Source organism: Candidatus Enterococcus avicola (assembly GCF_047470845.1).
Taxonomy (GTDB): Bacteria; Bacillota; Bacilli; order Lactobacillales; family Enterococcaceae; genus Enterococcus_D; species Enterococcus_D casseliflavus.
This window is the reverse complement of record NZ_JBLGTY010000009.1, coordinates 43,159-63,811: the sequence shown is the minus strand read 5'-3', so window position 1 is coordinate 63,811 and position 20,653 is coordinate 43,159. Positions and strand designations below refer to the sequence as shown.

19 protein-coding genes and 1 other RNA gene are annotated in these 20,653 nt (G+C 42.3%); 16 read left to right on the top strand and 4 right to left on the bottom strand.

Annotation, left to right across the window (positions count from 1 at the left end):
- The first annotated feature begins 15 nt into the window (after window positions 1-15).
- The 5 genes from ACI3E5_RS09460 to ACI3E5_RS09440 all read left to right on the top strand — a co-directional run bounded on the left by ACI3E5_RS09460 (window position 16) and on the right by ACI3E5_RS09440 (window position 6,943).
- Window positions 16-1,962 carry a WxL domain-containing protein gene (locus tag ACI3E5_RS09460; RefSeq protein ID WP_498821594.1) on the top strand — a complete coding sequence of 649 codons (1,947 nt, stop codon included), beginning with the start codon at window positions 16-18 and terminating at the stop codon, window positions 1,960-1,962.
- A gap of 259 nt (window positions 1,963-2,221) precedes the next feature.
- Window positions 2,222-4,273, top strand: coding sequence for a glucosaminidase domain-containing protein (locus ACI3E5_RS09455; RefSeq protein ID WP_325843699.1), 2,052 nt, complete (start codon window positions 2,222-2,224; stop codon window positions 4,271-4,273).
- A gap of 18 nt (window positions 4,274-4,291) precedes the next feature.
- Window positions 4,292-4,771 carry a signal peptidase I gene (lepB, locus tag ACI3E5_RS09450; protein WP_015509748.1) on the top strand — a complete coding sequence of 160 codons (480 nt, stop codon included), beginning with the start codon at window positions 4,292-4,294 and terminating at the stop codon, window positions 4,769-4,771.
- A 121-nt stretch (window positions 4,772-4,892) separates the two neighbouring features.
- Window positions 4,893-5,744, top strand: coding sequence for a hypothetical protein (locus ACI3E5_RS09445; protein WP_498821570.1), 852 nt, complete (start codon window positions 4,893-4,895; stop codon window positions 5,742-5,744).
- Between the two features lie 2 nt (window positions 5,745-5,746).
- Complete coding sequence (locus tag ACI3E5_RS09440) at window positions 5,747-6,943, top strand: hypothetical protein (protein WP_498855866.1); 1,197 nt, start codon at window positions 5,747-5,749, stop codon at window positions 6,941-6,943.
- Between the two features lie 77 nt (window positions 6,944-7,020).
- On the opposite strand, the gene ACI3E5_RS09435 is transcribed toward ACI3E5_RS09440, so the two are convergent.
- Together ACI3E5_RS09435 and recU are read right to left on the bottom strand one after the other, a co-directional pair.
- Entirely contained in the window at window positions 7,021-9,342 is a 2,322-nt protein-coding gene (locus ACI3E5_RS09435; RefSeq protein ID WP_375806509.1) for a PBP1A family penicillin-binding protein, read from the bottom strand.
- A gap of 1 nt (window position 9,343) precedes the next feature.
- Window positions 9,344-9,970, bottom strand: coding sequence for a Holliday junction resolvase RecU (gene recU, locus ACI3E5_RS09430; RefSeq protein WP_142964943.1), 627 nt, complete (start codon window positions 9,968-9,970; stop codon window positions 9,344-9,346).
- Between the two features lie 70 nt (window positions 9,971-10,040).
- Between recU and ACI3E5_RS09425 the strand changes: the two genes are divergently transcribed.
- From ACI3E5_RS09425 to ACI3E5_RS09390, 8 genes are all read left to right on the top strand, one after another.
- Window positions 10,041-10,586, top strand: coding sequence for an SLOG family protein (locus tag ACI3E5_RS09425; protein ID WP_005226143.1), 546 nt, complete (start codon window positions 10,041-10,043; stop codon window positions 10,584-10,586).
- A 71-nt stretch (window positions 10,587-10,657) separates the two neighbouring features.
- Window positions 10,658-11,068 (top strand): cell division regulator GpsB, encoded by a 411-nt coding sequence (gpsB, locus tag ACI3E5_RS09420; protein ID WP_498821564.1) that lies wholly within the window; start codon window positions 10,658-10,660, stop codon window positions 11,066-11,068.
- 24 nt (window positions 11,069-11,092) lie between these two features.
- Window positions 11,093-11,458: RNase P RNA component class B (gene rnpB, locus ACI3E5_RS09415), an RNA gene on the top strand.
- Between the two features lie 66 nt (window positions 11,459-11,524).
- On the top strand, window positions 11,525-12,688 hold the full coding sequence (locus ACI3E5_RS09410) for a THUMP domain-containing class I SAM-dependent RNA methyltransferase (RefSeq protein ID WP_498821562.1): 1,164 nt from the start codon (window positions 11,525-11,527) through the stop codon (window positions 12,686-12,688).
- A complete protein-coding gene (locus ACI3E5_RS09405; protein WP_015509741.1) occupies window positions 12,685-14,199 on the top strand; it encodes a carboxypeptidase M32 in 1,515 nt (504 codons plus the stop codon). Before ACI3E5_RS09410 ends, ACI3E5_RS09405 begins: the two co-directional genes overlap by 4 nt.
- Before the next feature lie 146 nt (window positions 14,200-14,345).
- Complete coding sequence (locus ACI3E5_RS09400) at window positions 14,346-15,005, top strand: HD domain-containing protein (protein ID WP_498821560.1); 660 nt, start codon at window positions 14,346-14,348, stop codon at window positions 15,003-15,005.
- Window positions 15,006-15,088: 83 nt separating this feature from the next.
- The gene (locus ACI3E5_RS09395) at window positions 15,089-15,469 is read left to right on the top strand and encodes a hypothetical protein (RefSeq protein ID WP_005226138.1); all 381 of its coding nucleotides are present in this window, start codon (window positions 15,089-15,091) and stop codon (window positions 15,467-15,469) included.
- Window positions 15,466-15,699, top strand: a complete 234-nt coding sequence (locus tag ACI3E5_RS09390; RefSeq protein WP_010748385.1) for a hypothetical protein — start codon at window positions 15,466-15,468, stop codon at window positions 15,697-15,699. The genes ACI3E5_RS09395 and ACI3E5_RS09390 overlap by 4 nt, the downstream gene beginning before the upstream one ends.
- Before the next feature lie 156 nt (window positions 15,700-15,855).
- Here ACI3E5_RS09390 and ACI3E5_RS09385 read toward each other — a convergent pair whose 3' ends face one another.
- Window positions 15,856-16,182 carry a hypothetical protein gene (locus ACI3E5_RS09385; RefSeq protein ID WP_010748384.1) on the bottom strand — a complete coding sequence of 109 codons (327 nt, stop codon included), beginning with the start codon at window positions 16,180-16,182 and terminating at the stop codon, window positions 15,856-15,858.
- Between the two features lie 93 nt (window positions 16,183-16,275).
- On the opposite strand from ACI3E5_RS09385, the gene ACI3E5_RS09380 reads away from it, so the two are divergent.
- The gene (locus tag ACI3E5_RS09380) at window positions 16,276-17,439 is read left to right on the top strand and encodes a VanZ family protein (protein ID WP_498821557.1); all 1,164 of its coding nucleotides are present in this window, start codon (window positions 16,276-16,278) and stop codon (window positions 17,437-17,439) included.
- Window positions 17,440-17,497: 58 nt separating this feature from the next.
- On the top strand, window positions 17,498-18,844 hold the full coding sequence (locus ACI3E5_RS09375; RefSeq protein ID WP_005226134.1) for a DEAD/DEAH box helicase: 1,347 nt from the start codon (window positions 17,498-17,500) through the stop codon (window positions 18,842-18,844).
- Window positions 18,845-18,875: 31 nt separating this feature from the next.
- Here the strand turns inward: ACI3E5_RS09375 and ACI3E5_RS09370 are convergent, their stop codons facing one another.
- Window positions 18,876-19,319, bottom strand: coding sequence for a GNAT family N-acetyltransferase (locus tag ACI3E5_RS09370; RefSeq protein ID WP_074933791.1), 444 nt, complete (start codon window positions 19,317-19,319; stop codon window positions 18,876-18,878).
- Between the two features lie 70 nt (window positions 19,320-19,389).
- Here ACI3E5_RS09370 and ACI3E5_RS09365 point away from each other — a divergent pair, with 70 nt between their 5' ends.
- Window positions 19,390-20,442 (top strand): DUF7278 family profilin-like fold-containing protein, encoded by a 1,053-nt coding sequence (locus ACI3E5_RS09365; RefSeq protein WP_498821554.1) that lies wholly within the window; start codon window positions 19,390-19,392, stop codon window positions 20,440-20,442.
- Window positions 20,443-20,653 lie beyond the last annotated feature (211 nt).

Genomic DNA, 20,653 nt, shown 5'->3' with positions numbered 1-20,653 from the left:
CAGAATCTATCCAGAATGCGCTACCATAATTTGACCAATGCGGGAAATCAATTGATTCACTCGCACGCAACACCTGTCGTTATGTCTGGCGAGGTAACATCGCATCAATCACCAACGTATACGTCCCGATCAGGACGAGTACAAACGATCAACGCAACGAATCAGGTGAATATGGAAATAACCCAATTAGAAGTTCTCGATAACGCAGTAGTTGACATGTCAACGATTAATGCGGGAAATATTTATTTGTACTATGCAACGGGTCGAATGATTATTGGCGATGATGTGAAAATGACCTTGCGAACAGCTGGCACAGGAGGAGAAGCCTATGGGGCAAATATTTACATTCAAAATGGTCGGATCGATATCGGTAATCGATCCGAGCTTCATTTGAATGCTCGAGCCAACTCTCCCGCAATCAGTTTGTATGCTAGCGGCGCCCACTTTGAAATGTCTGAGGATAGCAAAGTGGTAATCAAAGCTGACGGACGTACCACAAGCCTCAATGGATGGGGCTATAACATTATCTACATGGGTGCTGGAAGCACGATGCTTATTGGAAATAAAAGCAGTGTCGAAATTGATGCAGTGAATCAAGGGACCACCACATCCGGAGTGATCCATGTAGCCGGTGCCGCCACATTTATTGTTGCTAAAGAAGGAATCTTGGATATTAAGTCAGACGGAACCAATCCCTCTCATTCCTTGATGACATTTTTGAGCTCGGCCTCAACCTTCACTTTTGCGGATGCACAACGCATCAATTTAGAGAAAACAAGGGCGGTTACCGGAAATGCAGCAAATAGCAGCCTTATTTCGATCTCCGGCAGCGGTGGGCTATTAGATGTGGATATTCAAGCAGCGAAACAATGGCGGCACGGAAACTTGACGAATGAACCAGACTTCAGTTGGAGTCCAATCTTCAATTTAAAAGTTAATTTTGCCTCAACCTTGTCATCGATTTCGAATGTTTCTTCCATCTCTCAAGAGATCGTTGATCATTTTCGCGCGAATTTTACCACAAGAGCACAACGTATCCTATTTGAATATATTCCAGATGTCGAGGTTCATTTAGAACCATTAACGGAAGACCCGGCACTGGAAGGCTCAAGAATCATTAGGGGAAAAGCCACACCTTATAGTGTGATTCGTTTTGACGGAGATCCAGCGATTCCCGCACCGCAACTGCAATCACCCTCTTTTGATGATAACAGCTTGTTCCATCTTCAAGCAGATGCCAATGGTGATTTCAGCTTGACCTTAGCCGAGGGGGATCGGTTTACAAAACATAATACGGTGACGGCTTACGCTTTCTTAAATGGAAAATTTGATACAGCTGAAACAGTTGTTCAAGAGATTGCCACAATGAATCCACGAGATCCGATCGCGCCAGATATTGAAGTGAATCCAGAAAATAAACCGGATATACCAGAACATTTAGGGTTTATCAGTATCGATTTCATCTCCCAGTATAGCTTTGGAGATGTATCAATAAGTGCAGATACCAAACAGTACAAGGCATTGCCGCAACGTCTTAGCAGTGCAGATGGCTCAGTAACTGAGGAACGGCCGAATTACGTGCAGATTTCTGACCGTCGCGCTCAATTTACCGGCTGGGAACTAAACGCGACATTATCCGCTGCAGGATTTCGTAATGATCGAGGAGAAGAACTTCGGGGTGCACGAATTATTTTAGAAAATGCAGTTATGCTGACGAATGCTGCCAATTCAGCAATTCCTCCCACTTATAGTGAATCAATGATCCTTGATCCTGGGGTACCCGCTTTGATCGCTGAAGCAGATGCAAATGAAGGAAGCGGTACCTGGATTCAGCGCTACGGGGATATGGGGACGATGGGGGATAGTGTCAAACTTGAAGTACCCATTGGATCAAATCCGCGTAACATGACCTACCAAGCAACGATTGAATGGGAGTTAAGTTTTGTCCCATCTAGCGAATGATCAATGCTCAATCTTATCAAATGGAAGCTGTTGACGCCTATGACAGCTTCCATTCTTGATAGGAAGATAGTGAGTAAATCGCTTGAAAAGCAGTGGGTTTTACCGTTTTTTTGCGGTAGATCACGCTTGCTTCATAATAACCGCGAAGATATAGAGTTCACCTAAACTCGTGCAAAAACTATTCAAGTAGCTTTGAATCAGTTCGTCAGGTTTTGTTCAAAACCAATGATGCCAGCTGAAACAAGAGAAAGGAAACTGTATGAAGAGTAAAAAAAAGAAGTCATATCTGACATTATTCAGTGCTGGGATTTTAGCAAGCCAACTTTTTGTTTCTCCCGTATTGCTGGCGAAAGAAAGCCTTCAGCCTGATAACTATTCAGAAAATACAAATGTCGAACAGCAACTTGATGACCAAGATTCATCGGCAGCAGAAGACCAAGAAAGTCAAGAAGACGTCAGCAAAGAGCAAACGGAGGACTCGACCGAGTTATCCTCCGAATCAAATGAACCGCTTATGGATTCAGAAACAGCAGATCCCGTTGTAGAATCTCTTGATTCGTCTGAAGAATCAGACTCAACACAAACGACCGAGTCAGCGGAAACGACCGAACTAGAGGAATTAGAGTCCACGGAACCTTCCGAGGAAGAGGAAAAACTAGATGCTGAAACGGACGATCTAGAAGTAGAAACAGAGAACAAGCCAAAAGAGACCGACTTGATTGATGAGTCATTGGCACCAAAAGAAAATGAAATTTCAACTGAGAGCAACGAAAATACTGAAAATGCAAAAAAAGAGGAGCCGAAAACACCTCCGATTATTGCACCTGAGCAAGTAATAAACCCTGTCGTTCAATCACCAGATGCTACTTCTCACTTGAAAAATTCTTTTTATGATGGACGTACCATTGATTTACCAGAGAGTTTTCGGGCAGCGAAGATCGCAGATTCGAATCTGTTAGATTTCACCTTGCCGATATTAGCTGATTATGATGCCCAATGGCAAGCGGCATTGGTCTACGAGATCATCGGGCAAATTGGTGAACTAGAAGAACCATCGACAATGGACGAATGGATCAATGAACGGATCAAAGCGGTTATAGAAGGAAAAGCTAGCTGGATAGAAAAAGAACAGCAGGTTGAACAATTACAACCGGGGGATCTTTTATATGACGAAAATAAGTTAATCGGTATCTACCTCGCAGATGGTTACCAAGCAAGTTTAGTGACAAATCAAGAAGAGCCAACGAAAACTGCCATCGAAGTTCAGCGGGTTTCAATCGAAGAGCCGCTATCGATCAGACGGCTATCAAATCCTGAATTGGCTACATATGGCGAAAAGCTAGTTACTGAATATCCAGCCCCTTACGAATTTACAGTGAATCAAAAGACCCAGACGTTTATTGAAACATTGGCACAAGAAGCCCAAAGCTTAGGGCAAGAATACGATGTCTTTGCTTCTGTATTAATCGCGCAAGCGATCCTTGAAAGCGGCAGTGGCGACAGCGGGCTTTCCAGCAGTCCCCATTATAACCTTTTTGGGATCAAAGGCAGTTATCAAGGAAGCAGCGTGACTTTACCAACAATGGAAGATAAAGGCAACGGAGAACTATTCCAAATTCAAGCAGCCTTTCGTTCCTATTCAAGTTATCGAGATTCGATGGCAGATTATGTCAAATTGATTCGCGGAGGAATCACTGGAAATCCAACCTTTTATCAAGACGTGTGGCGCTCTGAATCAAAAAACTATCTTCGGGCAGCAGATGCTTTGACGGGCACTTATGCGACCGATGTTAATTATAGTAAAAAAATCAATTCACTGATTGCGGTCTATGGATTGACGCAATATGACCAAGTGATCGCAACAGAAACAGGCTTGTTTATCCAAGGAAAAGAACAAATTCCAGAAGAGTATCGCTCCCTCATGACATTCCCAGAATACAACGGTCGTGACTACAATCTTTCTGGTTCGTATCCTGTTGGACAATGTACTTGGTATGTGTTCAATCGGGTGAGTCAATTAGGCGGTCAAGTAGATGACTACATGGGAAATGGTGGTCAATGGGGCAATACCGGACGACGTTTAGGTTACAACGTCAGTCAAACGCCTAAAGCAGGCAGTATGATCTCTTTTGCACCTGGAACAGCTGGATCTGATCCTCGTTATGGTCATGTCGCTTTTGTTGAAGCCGTTGGTCCAAATGGTATTTTGGTTTCAGAAGGAAATGTCTATGGTGGAACCACAATCTCTTATCGCGTGATCAGCAATGAATTGGCGCACTCATCAAGTGTTTCATATATTATGCCAAAATAAGGATGGAGGGCTGGCAATATGAGTAAAAGGCATAGACAAATAGGTCTTCCTATCAGCGGTATCTTTTTGATGGTCCTTTTGCTTATTGCGTTTCTTCAGCCGTATCGACTGGCGTTAGTCAGAGGAACGTCCATGCTGCCGACGATCGAGGATCGACAAGTTGTGCTGATTCATAAAAAGCGTCAGCCAAATCGCTATCAGCTGATCGCTTTCGAACAGGAAGGAAAATTTTTGATCAAGAGAGTGATTGGTGTGCCGGGGGATTCCTTCGTTCGTACACAGGAGCGGTTGTTGATTGGGGCGGAGGATACTGACTTTGATTTTTCATTTATGATCACTGTGAAGGATGAAGCCGTTGAGGCGTTGCCGATTCGGGGGTACCTCAAAGAAGATGAGTACTTTGTCGTTGGCGATGCACTGCTCACTTCAAGTGATAGTAGAGAATTTGGAATCATTTCAAGTAAAACCTTTTATGGTGTGGTGACCACGTTCTTCTGAAACATCAGCTTTTTGAAAGGAAGTTTGCGATGATTCATTTCTTGCAACATATCAATGAGACTAAGTTTGTATCAAAATGGATGAATAAAACGAATTTTAGTTTTGATGGAAGGAAGAGACTGTGATTTTTATCTATATTGGGATGATACTGCTTGCCATTGGAGCAGGTAGTATCATCGGTTGGCGATTGTATCGAGAATATTTATTAAGAAAAGTTGAAAAGCAGCTGTCGTCAGATGCTTTATCCAAAAGGAAACTGCGTTTATTTAAGCACAACCTGCGCAGTGGGCACCTGCTAATTTTATTGGGCTGCAGTAGTGCCATAATCGTAAGTGTCTTGCTACTAACAGTTTTTCAGCTGACAGGCGGCATTCATTTGCAAAAGCTGCAAGAAGAAACCAGTCAATTGAAAGAGGAAGTCTTCGCGCTAAGAACTGAACAAACGGAATGGATGCGTATGCCGATTTTTGCATATCCTGAGAACGGCTTTTCTTTTGAAGCGATTGATTGGGAGCATTTACTCGTCTCCAATGATCGTGAAGCACAGTTTGCAGCTGAATATGAGTTGGCCTATCAGTTATCACCATATCTAGGTCGCACTGTAGCGATGATTTTTGTTGATCAGCCTTTGCAAGAAATCTCGATTGTTCTATCTAGCAAATTACCATCAATTGATGACTTAAACGGATGGGAAGAGAATTTTTCTCGTCTACTCCATGATATGCAGAACGTTCCCCTGATCACCCAAGGAACCTTCTCTGTCCAATTTTTCAAGGATTCTGATCAGTCCTTTGAGCAGACGATCATTCGTGACGAGAATGGGGTCTGGACCCTTTTAGAACGCAGATTCCCAAACACTGATGCTCAAGAAGTAGACAACAACGAGAGGAGCGAGAGCATATCGTCTACTCCTCAAACGGATCAAAGTGAAACGATCAATACAAATGAACAAAAAGGCAGTGTGAAAAATTAATGATGAAAAAGAAAAACAAAGGTTGGTTTTCTGCCCAAAAGCTAATGGATGAAGTGAATCAATTATCCATAGAAGAGCTGAATGAATTTGAGGAGACAAATCAAGAAGAGGGAATCGTTGAGGATCAAGGGTCCGCAAAGGCTACCCCTGAAAAAAATGAGGACGAGACCAATCGAGCAGCAGACAATGAACTCCCTAAAACCGAGAAAGAAGCAGTAAAACCTGTCGCACAAACTTTCGCAAAACCGATTTCTCACCAAAGAGTGGCTGGAGATCAGCAGAAAGAGCAAAGTGTCAAAAAGATAGCAGTGCAGCAAAAGTCCTCTGGCAACCGTGATAGCTACGCCAAGGATAGTCAACTCGTTGAAGATAAAGGAGAACGTATGGAGAAAGAATTGAGTACAAACCAGACAAATAAGCAAGAGTCAAAAGAACAAGAAAAGGATCATATGATTGAAAATTTATCTTTTGAAATCAAAGAATTGATTTTAGAAAATGAGCAACTACAGGAAGAAAAAAATCAGTTAAAAAAACAGCAGAAGGTAGTGGCTCAACAAGAAACAGAGGCAAAAGAATTAAAAGCTTCGCTAGTAGAAGCGAATAAGAAAGTCAAAGACCTAGAAGAGCAGCTTGCAAAAGAAGATACAGAAAAACTTGAAGTAAAAATCCAGCAATTAGAAGCCAAGTTAGCTGTTCAGCAAGAAAAAGAGCAACAAGAGAAACAAACTTACGAAAAGGAACGCGCTGAATGGACCTTGAAGCGGCAAGAAATCCAGCAGCTGCAAGAGGTAATTGCTGATTTGAAACAGCAATTGGCAGAAAAAGAAGAGCTTGCTGCAAATGTATCAGCTAGCGAATCAAATGAAGAAGTCGCAGAGCTTCAGGCGACAATCGAAGCATTAAGGGAAGAAAATGCAGCCCTACAAATCGAAAACGAGCAGTTCCAAACAGAAATCAGTGAGGTCTTAGTCTTTGCTAGAAGAAAAGCGAATCGCACAATTCAGGAAGCGAAAATCGAATCTGAACGAATGATCCGTACAACAGAAATGCGGATCGATGGGATTCATGATCGTGCCAAAGAGATTCTTTTTGAAGTGAACGAGACGAAAGAAAATGTGATTCATTTATTTGACGATCTGCATAATCAAGTTTATCAGCTTTCCGATAAAAAATTGCTGTTTGAAGAGCTTGAAAAGTAAGCTTCTACATTTATATGGCAGGAATTAAAAAAAACAGTAGATCAGATTTTGATCTACTGTTTTTTTGCGATTCTCCATTATTCGACACTATCATCGTTTGGTTCCGGCGGGTCCGGTGGTGAGGAAGGATTTTCTTCGCTGCTGGAAGGTGTTGTTGAACCGGGATCCTGACTAGAAGCAGGAGGCGTAACGACCGATGATGAATCATCCTCATCAGGTGTTGTCACTGGTGGTGTCACTTCGCTTGATGATTCTGTTGTACTTGATGGTGTTGATTCGCTACTTTCTGTAGAAGGTGTCGTTGGTTCAACGTAGGAACTGCTGCTGGACGAACTTGGTGCTGAATAGCTTGGTTGGGTGTACGTCCCTTCAAGATAAAGCTCTCTTCCGATCCGTGTCAATCCGTCAGGCATTGTCCAGTCCGTGTTTTCTACAGAAGCAGAAACATAGCGCATCAATTCACGATAGACATCTGAAGCCACATGGGTACTACTATCAGTGATCGGTGTCATTTTGTCGTTGTAGCCTGTCCAAACCGCCAATGAGTAGGAGGGAGTATAACCGGCAAAGGTAATATCAGGGTAGGCACCATTCGATGTATCCAGTTGTGCTAACTGGTCATCGGTGTAATTGGACGTTCCCGTTTTCCCTGCTTGGTACAAACCATCGATTTGCGCGTTGGTTCCAGTTCCGACAGAAATAACATCTTTTAAGATATCGGTCACCATGTAAGCTGTCGTATCATCCATTGCTTCTTGACCAGAAACTTTAAAGGATTCTTCGTCTTCTGTGCCATCTTGCATGACGATTTTATTGACGTACTGTGGTTCATAATAGGTGCCACCATTTGAAAACGCAGCATAAGCAGCGGCCATTTTCAGACTGGAGATCCCATACTTTGTGCCATCCAATTTATCCGTATTGCTGGAAATCGCATTGGATTGGGTGATCGTATCATATTCGATTCCTAAACCACTGAGAAAGTCTGCGATATTGTCCGCGCCGACTTCATCAAACAGCTTCACTGCCGGCACATTTCTAGACTCTGCTAGAGCGGTCCGCAAGGTGATATTGCCCATATATTGGCGATCCCAGTTGTAAACAGGAATATTCGTCCCTTTATACGTGTATGGTTCATCTAAAATCATTCTACCCGTGGAATCTTGTAGAAATTGAAAGGCAGGGCCATAGTCTGTGATTGGTTTGACGGTCGAACCAAAGTCTCGTGCGACATTGACAGCCAGGTTATTTGCTAGAACATCATCAACATTACGGGCACCGATCTGAGCGGTCACCTTGCCTGTGTTGACATCAACTAAGGTAGCGGCAACTTGCATTTTGTCATCTGGGTAATCAACGTAGTCGTCACTGTTGACGATGTCATATAATCGTTTTTGTGCATCGATATCGACATTAGTATAAATATCTAAGCCGTCAGTATACACATCTTTCCCAGTTTTTTCTTTGACTTCAGCGATCACTTCGTTAAAGTAGTTGTCAAAGTATTTCCACTCTTGGTTTTCACGGGGATTGTCTTGTAAGCCTTCTTGAATATCCTCGGCAACGGCCGCATCATATTCCGCTTGCGTGATTTTTTCATTTTCCAGCATCGCACCTAAAACAACATCTCGCCGACTTTTCGCATTATCAGGATGCGCAAATGGGTCAAAAGCTGAAGGGGCATTTGGTAAACCGGCAATCAATGCGGTTTGCGCAAGGTCTAGTTCAGCTAACGGCTTGCCGTAAAACTTCATTGCGGCCGTTTGCATCCCATATACACCATTGGACATATATACTTTATTGATGTAGTAAGTGAGGATCTCTTGTTTTGATTTCATTTGTTCAAGACGAACCGCCATCCATGCTTCTTGTGCTTTACGACGTAATGTTTGGTCTTCAGCGCTGGTAGAAAAGAAGGACAGCTTGATCAATTGCTGTGTCAAAGTACTTCCGCCTTGCATACCGCCGGTTGTGGCATTGGATAATGCGGAACCGACGATCCGAATCGGATCGACTCCGATATGCTGGTAGAAGCGGCGATCTTCGACAGAGACGATCGCGTCTTCCAGCAGTTGAGGAATCTCACTTGCTGTAATTTTTTCTCTGGTTTCACTACCGAATTCAGTGATCAATTCGCCATTTGACGCATAGAAACGAGAAGAAACCGTTGAATCCAAACGTGTTTCATCAAGTGCAGGCGCATCTTTGGCATACCACCAGAATAGCCCCATCCCGGATAGAATCCCGATACAGCCCAAGAAAAACAGCCCCATAAATACTTTTAAAAGAATACTCCCAATGCTTCGTTTGCCTTTTGCCTTAGGAGGCTTTGGTGCTTTTTTAGCTGTACCTTTTTTAGAATCATGCCGAGAGGTCCTCGATTGTGATCCATTTGCCATACTAATCATTCTCCTTCATCGTTAGAAATTGATCAACTGCTTTTAAATAGGGAATACGCGGCGCAATTGAAGGGATAATTTCAATCCCATTCATTTCAATATAGGCCAGTGTCATTGATTTTTTTCCCGTTTCTTTTTGCAGGTGCCATTGAGAAACTAAGCACTTGCTATCGAGAAAAAAGCAGCGTTGTAGACTAGAAAACCATAAAAGAACAAAACATAAACCCGCTTGTTCCAAACAGTCTTCCATATGCTTGATTTGGTGTGGATGAAAATTTTTAAAGGGAAATGACGTTTTGTTTTGAGTCTCTTTCGCTTCAAAGTCGATATATTGCCCTTGATAAACCCCATTGTAATCAGTGGTGGATGCCTCACGGAAATAGGCTTCTTTGATTACGGCGGCGCTTCTTCTTGGATAATCTACTTTCACGATTTGAATTGGTGTCGGTTTCTTATGAATGACAGCAAGTTTCCGATTCAAATAATAAAGGTTGCTTTCATTGATCGCTTCTTCAAAACGCATCCCACGATTGGCATACGTTTTTGGCTTTATTAGTTTCTCTTGCATTTTTTGTTTTTTGCCGTCATCATAGGTAGTAGATTGTCCATTCGGGTAACGAATAACCATGTTGTTCACACTCCTAGGCAACATTATACCAAAAAGTCGTTTGGAAAGAAAAGAGATGACCAGAGAAACAATGAAAACCTTATACTTTACTGGCTATCGTAATTATGAATTAGGTGTCTTTCAAGCAAAAGATCCCAAGATTGCAGTTATTAAGAAAGTAATAATGTCGACTTTGACCAATTATGTCGAAGAAGGGTTAGAATGGCTCTTGATCAGCGGGAATCTTGGAGCGGAGCTGTGGTGTGCCGAAGCTGTTGAACAATTAAAACAAACATACCCAGAACTGAAACTAGGAATTATTTTTCCTTTTGAAGGGTTTGGTGAAAATTGGAACGAAACAAATCAGCAGGCACTGCAAACAGCGAAGTCATTTGCCGATTATGTCAATGCCACCAGCCATAAGCCTTACCAAGACCCCAGTCAATTAAGAAATCACACGGCATTTTTACTGGAGCATACCGAAGGCGCACTTGTGTTATATGATGACGAATTTCCAGGAAAACCTAATTATTTCTTAAGAGATGCCAAAGCTTATAGTGAGCAAAATCCCTACTTTATTCATCAAATAACAATGGATGACCTACAAAACGCAACATTTGATAGTAATTTACTTTGATTTTCGTATATTTTTTGATAGAATGGTCTAGAAAGTGAAAACCATTTGGAATAAACAATGAGGTGTAAATAATGGCAAATTTAATTTATAGTCCAAAAGATATTCTGCAACAAGAATTCAAAACAAAAATGCGCGGGTATGATCCAGTTGAAGTGGACGAGTTTTTAGATAATATCATTAAAGACTACGAAAGCTACAATAAAGAGATCTTAGCCCTGCAAGAAAAAAATGACCGTCTGACAGCGAAAATCGATCAATTGTCGAAAAACCAAGCGATCGCATCTCGTGTTCAACAAGAAGCGCCGAAAAGCCAAACCGTTACAAACTTTGATATTTTGAAACGTTTGTCTAATCTTGAAAAAGAAGTGTTTGGCAAAAAGCTTGATCGTGAATCAGAACCTGTCACTCGTTCTTCTTCCTACAACAGCAACTATACAAATGCTGATTTTGAAGATGACAACGAAAAAACCCGTCAATTCTAATCTACTGTAGAAAAGATAGTTGTGGTTTTCGGGTAATTGCGGCATAACTCGATTATGCTGAGGAAAGTCCATGCTCGCACAAGCTGAGATGCTTGTAGTGTTCGTGCCTAGCGAAACCATAAGCTAGGGTACTTGAGAAAGTAACGGCAGGAAAAATGGCTAAGGTGTACGCTATGCCAAAGTATCCTTGAAAGTGCCACAGTGACGAAGCAAGGCGGGAAACCGTCTTGGTGGAACGCGGTAAACCCCTCGAGCGAGCAACCCAAACAATGGTAGGGGCACTTTTTGCACGGAAATGAACGGAGCAAGAAGGCAAGTAATTGCAGATAGATAATTACCCAGTGTTTTCTTCTCCCTGAGGAAAATACGGACAAAACATGGCTTATAGAAAATCACAACCTATCAGGGAATCCTTCCAGCAACGGAAGGTTTTTTTATACCAAGAAGGAGAGCGTTATGACTGAAAAAACATTTAATTGTATTGCCACCGCTGCGAGCGGTTTAGAAGCACTAGTGGGCAAAGAATTACGGGATTTAGGGATCGAGTGTGAGGTTGAAAACGGCCGAGCGCGTTTTAAAGGGACGATGGAGACCGTTGCTACCGCGAACTTGTGGCTCCGTACAGCGGACCGTATCAAAATTGTTGTCGGGGAATTTAACGTATTGACTTTCGATCAGCTGTTTGAAGAAGTTAAAGCGTTACCGTGGGAAGACTTTTTACCTTTAGATGCTGAATTTCCGGTAGCTGGAAAATCAATCAAATCAAAATTGTATAGTGTACCTGATTGTCAAGCGATTACCAAAAAAGCAATCGTCAATCGCTTAAGAGAAGTATACCATCGTCCAGCAAGTGTGCCGCTGACTGAAACGGGCGCTTTTTTCCAATTAGAAGTCGCTTTATTGAAAGACCATGCGATGATCACATTGGATACGACTGGCCCTAGTTTGTTTAAACGTGGCTATCGTTTAGAAAAAGGAGGCGCGCCGCTGAAAGAAAACATGGCTGCGGCTTTAGTGATGCTGACAAATTGGTACAAAGACAAGCCGTTTGTCGATCCCGTTTGTGGATCAGGCACGTTGTGCATTGAAGCAGCGTTGATCGGTCACAATATCGCCCCTGGCTTTAATCGGGAATTTGTTTGCGAAACGTGGGATTGGTTCCCAGCAGAAGTATTTGAAAAAGTACGGAAAGAAGCAGATGAAGCAGCAGATTATGATGTCGAATTAGATATTACCGGTTCGGATATCAATGGTCGAATGATTGAGATCGCCCGCAGAAATGCGGAAGAAATCGGTCTAGGAGATTCGATCACCTTCAAACAACAAGCCGTTAAAGACTTTAAAACAGAAAAAGAGTATGGTGTCGTTGTGGCTAACCCTCCTTATGGTGAACGCTTAGGAGAAGAAGCGTCCGTTCAGCGACTGTATCAGGAGATGGGCCAAGTGTTTCGGCCGCTAAAAACCTGGAGCAAGTACTTTTTGACCAGTGACTTGACTTTTGAGACCCATTACGGCGAAAAAGCGACAAAAAAACGCAAATTATACAACGGTGCGATTCGTACCGATCTCTTCCAATACTGGGGACAACGTCCGCCACGCAAAAAGGAGTCTGCTGAATGAAAGAACAAGAATTTCTGAAAGAATTAAAAGAAATCGATCTATTACAACAAGCAATGGGGATCTTAGGCTGGGATAATCAAACAGGGATGCCAGAAAAAGCCAGTGATTACCGTGCGGAAGTTGACAGCTATTTATATGGTCTATACTTTGATAAAAAAGTGGGGGAACCAATCCAAGAAGCGATCAGCTATTTCGGGAAACACCCAGATGAATTATCAGAAGTAGGGAAAGCTGCGTATCAATTAGTCAAAGAAGAATATGAATTGCAAAAAGATGTACCCAATGAGTTGGCGATGGCGGCTTCCGCAGCTACGTCAAAAGCACATACTGCTTGGCTCAAAGCCCGTAAAGAAAAAGATTTTTCTTTATTTAAAGACGCTCTTTCTGAAAACATTCGCTTGACGAAAGAATTGATTCCTTATTGGAAGAAAAATGAGCTGACGAACTATGACGTCTTGTTAAACCAATACGAGCCGAATATGACGGTTGAGATCTTGGATAACGTATTCTCACAAGTGAGAGACGGTATCATGGATATTCGTCGTCAATTGGCTGAAAAAGGAACCGCGCCAGACACTTCGATCCTTTCACGTAAGATGACCGAAGCGCAACAACGTAAATTTATCTCAAAAGTGATCGCCGACTTAGGCTATGACTTTTCTCGCGGCCGTTTGGATAATACGGTCCACCCATTCGCTACGGGGATCAACCACAATGATGTACGGTTGACCACACGCTGGAGCGAAACTGACTTTTCGATGGGACTGTTCGGTGTGATTCATGAAGCTGGTCACGGGATGTACGAGCAAAACATCGATGAGAAATACGAAGGCACGCCTGTTCATGAAGGGGCGTCCATGGGAATCCACGAATCCCAATCGCTGTTTAATGAAATCATTATCGGTAGCAACCGCAATTTCTGGGCAAAGCAATACCCATTTTTCCAAGAATGTGCGGAAGGCACGTTTGATGATGTGTCTTTTGACACTTTCTATGACTCCTTAAAGCACTCAAAAGCTAGCTTGATCCGTATTGAAGCTGATAGTCTGACATATGTCATTCATATTATTATTCGTTACGAGATCGAAAAAATGATCTTTAATGAAACCGTATCGATCGATGAACTGCCAAAAATCTGGAATGACAAATACGAGGAATATTTAGGGATTCGTCCAGAAAATGACTTGGAAGGGATCTTACAAGACGTTCATTGGTCAGGTTCAAGCTTCGGGTATTTCCCATCCTATGCTCTAGGATATATGTATGCAGCGCAATTACTCCATGCCATGGAAAAAGAAATCAATGTCGATGAAGTGTTGGCTTCGGATGATTATTCACCGATTCGTAAATGGTTGACTGAAAATATCCATCAATATGGTGCATCCAAGAAACCAAATGAATTGATTTTAGATGCAACGGATGAATTATTGAATCCTCAATATCTATTAGACTATTTACGCAAGATCTATTTTAGTGTCTATAAAATCAGCGAGACGCAAGATTTCGCTTAAAAGTAACGAGTGGAAAGAAGCTTCGCAAGACGTTGCCGCCCCAATTATTTCATGGGGTGCTCGTCTTGTTGAACTTCTTTTCCTTTTGTATCAATCACCATCGAAAAAAGAAGGCTAGCTGCTTTCATATCGAAAGAAGGAAAAAAATGAAGGAAGAACACAATGTTGCCGATCTTAGCAAAATAATTGCTTATGCCGAAAGTATTCTGGGGAATGATTACACAGGACATGGGTTTGATCATGTCAAACGAGTGGCAAGCTTAAGTCAAGCTATCATCGATGCCGACGAATTGGCAGTTGATCGCTTTGTCGTACAGGCGGCAGCCTATCTTCATGATACGGTGGATGACAAAGTTGTGGCGGATGTCACAGCGGCGTCTAACGAAGTGCGGACTTGTTTGGCCGCAGCGGGAGCCAATGAAACACAAACGAAAGAAATTTTTTCTATTATCGAGAATCTGTCTTTTTCAAAAGAACTTTTGCAAGGCGCGCAAGTTGTCTCAGTAGAAGGCCGCGTCGTTCGTGATGCAGATCGTCTCGATGCTTTAGGTGCGGTCGGTATTTTACGGACGAGTTATTTTGGTGGCAGTCATCAACACCCGATCCATGTCAGTGACTTAGCCCCAAAGACGTTTCAAAATCATGAAGATTACCGAAAAGGAACGACGGTGATCAATCATTTTTATGAGAAACTATTTTTGCTTCCTGAAAAGATGACCACGGCGTATGGCAAAAAAGAAGCCCAACGACGTGTGGCTTTCATGAAGGATTTTTTAGAAGAATTCTATGCAGAGTGGGATGTTTAACTTTGTTTAGAGTTTTTTAAACTGAAATTCGATTATTTCCTTTTTCCTCCATTGTTCTTTATAATAATAAGTACAAAGGAGGGATGGAAATGTACTACCAACAGGCATTACAACCGAATGAACTATTGCCAGCGATTTCCAATTCAGGGGAATGCTTTTTTGTCATTCGGGCTGAGCTACCCATCCGGCAATATCAAATCGCAGTCTATCTTTACGACGATCAATTCTTTTTGTTGCAAGATGATCGCTTGTTTGATCAAATCGACCAAATCTCTAGTGAAACATTAGGGGATGAAGAAGAGATTTTACCATTTATCGAAGAAGCGCTGGAAGAAAACCATTATTTATTAGTGGAAAAAGCGTTTATTCGTTTAGATCTATCTACTTTACAAAAGATGACCGATCTTACTAGTTTCGATATCTTGTTTTATGAATTTTTTGACTCATGGGGGGAAGAAGGATGAAACGGACTGAATACGTAACGCTACAAGACCAAACATTGATCGACCTATTCCAGCAGTTAGGAGAGGATGTTTCGAATCTCGAGCTGATCGATGAAGAAAAGAATATCGATGTGGTGGTTGTGTCGAATAGTGACTGGCAATATTTATTGGAGCAAGTCAATGATGATGTGAAAGAGTCTTTTGCTGATACCTCAGAGACAGACCTGGATGAAGAACTAGCCGACGAATAAACCTTTTTTTAGTTGATAAACTGTTTTACTACGAAAGTGGCGGATGGATCTTTAGAAGGGGTCTAGCATTCTAGGCAGCTTACCAAAAAAATACGAAGCGATCTCATTTCCCGTCAAGAGGAGCAGGATCAATTCGTATTTCTAGGTAAGTTGTTTTTATTTTGTCCGCAGACGAACGTTTTTGACTTTTAAATAGCCGCGAATCAAGTTGACAATCAGTAAAAGAATGCCCACAATCAATGGAATCGCTAATAAGTAAGGCGAGTAAAGGTGGGTTTCTTGCACGTGTTCAAGAGATGTTTTCTCCACTTCATTGATGGCTTGTTGAATGACTTGTAAACTAAATCCTGTCAGAAAACCAGCAATGATGAAAAGGACGAAGCCTAAATAGGGAATATCGGAAGACCGGCGAAAAAGAGCAAAAGCTGCATATAAAACCAAAAGGAATGCCGGTACGCCAAAGGCAAAATAGGGATTTAACATGGTTTTTTAACCTCCTTTTCTTTTATGATACTCCAAAATTTACGTTTTGGGAAATAGCGTGTAAGATAAAAAGAAAACGTGAAGGAGTTCTTTATGTCCGCTTATATTACCCCAATAAAGGTTGCCTTGCTGGTTTTTCCTTTCCTAGCATTGGCGATATCAATGATTTTTTTTGTTATCCAATATCGAAAATACGGTCGTTTTATCTTGTCACGCGCACTGGTTCTGTATTCATTTGTCTTCTATTTATTGTGCGCCTATTTCTTAGTTATCCTACCATTGCCCTCGATCGAAGAGGTAGCACAGATGACTGGTCCTAAGATGGAATTGCAGTTAGGGGCATCGTGGCAACATTTTGTCCAACAGACCGTCTTAAACATTCACGATCCGCAAACCTATCTTCCCGCTATGAAGCAGGGGGTCTTTCTAGAACCTCTCTTTAATTTATTGTTGACCTTACCATTTGGGGTCTATTTGCGTTATTACTTCAAATGTTCCTTTTTAAAAACACTCGTTATTACGTTTTGCCTGACGTTGTTTTTTGAATTAACGCAGTTGACGGGCCTATATTTTATTTATCCTCGTCCGTATCGCTTATTCGATGTCAATGATCTCTTTGTCAATACAGTTGGAGGGATTGTGGGCTGGACGATCGCCCCGCTTTTTACGTTCTTATTGCCATCAAGGGAAGAGATGGATGCCGATTCTTACGCCAAAGGCACTCGGGTGACTGTGACACGAAGGGTGTTTGCTTGGTTGATCGACTGGGCAATACTGAATGTGGTCAGTTATATTGTGGTGATCGCTGTTCGTTTGCTCACTCAACAGACGGTACGGGACTTTAGTGGGGACTATTGGTACTTTGCTCTTGAAGTGTTGCTGTACTTTGTGTTGTTGGCTTACCTTACCAAAGGACAAACGATTGGAAAAAAACTCGTACGAATCAAAATCATGCAAGAAGGCCGTGAGCGTGTCAGCTTGGGGGCTTTATTGAAACGCTATGGCTTGTTTTATCTGATTTATGCCAGCATCAGTCGGGTCAATATCTTTTTCGCACCGTTTCTTGAGTCCAACAATCTGCTGCTTTTAGTCGTTAGTTTGTTGATGGTAGTTATTTTTGGGTTGATCCAGTTTGGTTTTTACTTGAATCTCTTGTGGGCAGCAATAAAAAAAGAAAGCCGCTTTTTCTATGAACTCCGCAGTGCAACGTATACTATCAGTACGATCGATCCTCAATCGATTACAAAAGAAAGTTAGGAAAACAAGGCAACATATGCTATAATCCAAAGGATGCTAAAAGAAAGAAGGTGTTTGAATGTCTTTTGAGTCATTTAAATTTCAACCATTTATTTATGAAGCACTTGCTGATAAAAAGTTCTCTAAACCAACAGAAGTGCAAGAAAAACTGATACCTGTTATCCAAAAAGGACGCAGTGTTGTAGGGCAATCACAGACCGGAAGTGGTAAGACCCACACATTTTTACTGCCGTTGATGGATAAAATCGATGCCGAAAAAGATGAAGTGCAAGTAGTGATCACTGCACCGAGTCGTGAATTAGCCACGCAAATCTATCACGCCGCAAAACAAATCGGCGGATTTCATGATCCTGAAATTCGAGTGTCAAATTTCGTCGGAGGAACGGATAAGCAACGTCAATTAAGCCGTCTGCAAAATCAACAGCCCCATGTCGTGATTGGGACACCTGGTCGTATCTTGGATATGATCAACGAACAAGCGTTAGGGGTTCACACTGCCAATGTATTTGTCGTGGATGAAGCAGACATGACCTTGGATATGGGCTTTTTGGAAGAAGTCGATCAAATTGCGGGGCGTTTGCCTGAGAAACTACAAATGCTGGTTTTCTCCGCAACGATTCCAGAGAAATTGCGCCCATTCTTGAAAAAATACATGGCCAATCCATTGATCGAAGAAATCAAATCGAAAGCAGTCATCTCTGATACGATCGAGAATTGGTTGATTTCTACCAAAGGGAAAAATACCAATAAATTGATCTATCAATTATTGACTACAGGCCATCCCTATCTTGCCATCGTTTTTGCCAATACGAAGAGCCGTGTGGATGAAATTACGGATTACTTAAAGGAACAAGGCCTAAAAGTAGCGAAGATCCACGGCGACATCAGTCCTCGTGAAAGAAAACGGATCATGCGCCAAGTGCAAAATTTGGACTACCAATATGTTGTCGCAACAGATTTAGCTGCGCGAGGAATTGATATTGAAGGGGTTTCTCATGTCATCAATGCTGAGATTCCAGCTGATTTAGACTTCTTTATCCACCGTGTTGGTCGGACCGGTCGAAACCAAATGGATGGGACCGCGATCACTTTATATGATCCAAGCGATGAAGGGGCAATCCAAGCCATCGAAGATCTAGGGGTTGTTTTCCAACCGAAGGAAATCAAAAATGGCGAGATCGTTGCGACTTACGATCGGAATCGTCGGCAAAAGCGGGAAAAATCTCGTGACGAATTAGACCCAACCTTGATTGGCTTAGTCAAGAAAAAGAAGAAAAAAATCAAGCCTGGCTACAAGAAAAAAATTCAATGGGCTGTTGATAAGAAGAACAAAGAAAAACGGAAGATCGAACGTCGTCAAACGACTCGAACCGCCCGCAAAAACAAGAAAAATTCGAATAGCTAATGCTTACCAAAACAGCAGTCAAGGAAGAGAACTACTCTTCCTTGACTGCTGTTTTTAATTGTTTGGTCATTTCTACACACAATACGCCATCTTCAGCATAGGGTTCAGATGTTTTTTGATACCCACAGGATTCATAAAACGCACAAGCGTCGATCTCTGCGGATAACACTGATTGGAGGGCACCCTCTTGGATACCACGCATTTCGAGATAATGCAATAATTTGGTGCCGTATCCTTGGTACCTATAGGCCTTGGCTACGCAAAAGCGATCAGGTTGCAGAGTGTTCGGTGAAGAGAATTGATAGCGAATGGTCGCGATCGGGATGCGTCCATCTAGCCAAAGAAAGTATGGGCAGGTTTGGTCTTTTTCATCAAATTCCCATTCTATAGGGATGTGCTGTTCTTCCACAAAAACGGCTTGCCGCAGGGCGAAAACCGCTTGTAGCATCCACGGACTGCGTCCAAAATAAAGCATCAGTCGTTTTCCTCCTTTTTCGTGGTATACTCGTTATATAGTAATTGTAGCAGATGAGAGGAGAAATGACGTGGATTTTTTTGAGGCGTTACAATGGTCAAATTGGAAGACACTGTCCTTTGAAATCAAAGAACAGCTGATCCAGCAAATTTTAATGTATTTTGTCAGTCCTTTAAAGGAGATCACCGATGTCCATTTTAGTCAGTTGACGTATGCAGGGTTGAAATGTGCTACCTTTGAATTAACGATCGATGGCGAAGACTTTGCCTTTATACCAGGGAACTCTGAGGCGATCTTAGGTTGGGATCTCGGTGTGCAAGGATTACCAGCTACTTGCTGGAGTAAAAATTGGCAGTCACCACCCAACGAGATCATTCGCCAGCTGGAAACAATCTATGAGTTAGAAACCAGCCAGGATTGGGGGATTTTTGTCAATGAGTCTACGAGCCCTTTGCGCAAAGCTGTGATTGATCCTATGCTAGTCCAAAAAAGTTCTCTGCCTGCTGGCGCAAGGTATATCGGGCAGTTAAATACAATCACTGGGGAGTTTCACGGGTTAGTCGATCAATTCAGTGTTTTCGAAAAAGAGCTAAAGGCACAATTCACAGCACCAGCGTCCTTTGAGGAAAGCTTGCGTTGGGAATTACCCGCTTTTTACCACGAAGAGAATCGCTATTTTGCTGCACTCGAGCCGTTATCGGAAACCTATCAGTTATTTACCCACGAATCCGTCAGTCAAACAGAATTGAAACAGCAGTTAGACAAACAAGGCTTTCAGCTGCTATCAGAGGATCAATGGGAATACGTTTGCGGTGCTGCGACTCGGCGACTTTTTCGCTGGGGCAATGAAAAGTCCTGCGACGATGGTGTCTCTTTGTCAACCGCTGAATTGCTTGAACCGAATTTATTTGGCTGCACCTATGGGCTTGCGGATGCGTGGGAGCTGACAGATGGCTTGTCTTTAAAAATGGAGAACTGGCAGATTTGTGGGCATCCTTTATTCGATGCCTTGCCATATGCCAGTTATTACCGTTCACGGAAAATGCTGCAGCCAGATCAAAAGCTTTCTCCCCAGAGCTATCGTTACCGCAAAGCGATTCTGATCAACAAAGAACGGATTTGAGGATTGACTTTTTCGAAACATTTCCTTATACTTTGAATGACGAAGGATATGGTCGGTTTGATGATTCATTACAGAAAGTTTTTCATTGCTGAGAGAAAAACATGAATTCGGACGGATTGCTCCCTTTGGTGCTCAACTGCAGCAGAAATGTTGCCGTCCACTCCGCGTTAACGAGTCTAAGAGGTAATGAGTCACATCATTGCAAGCAAGG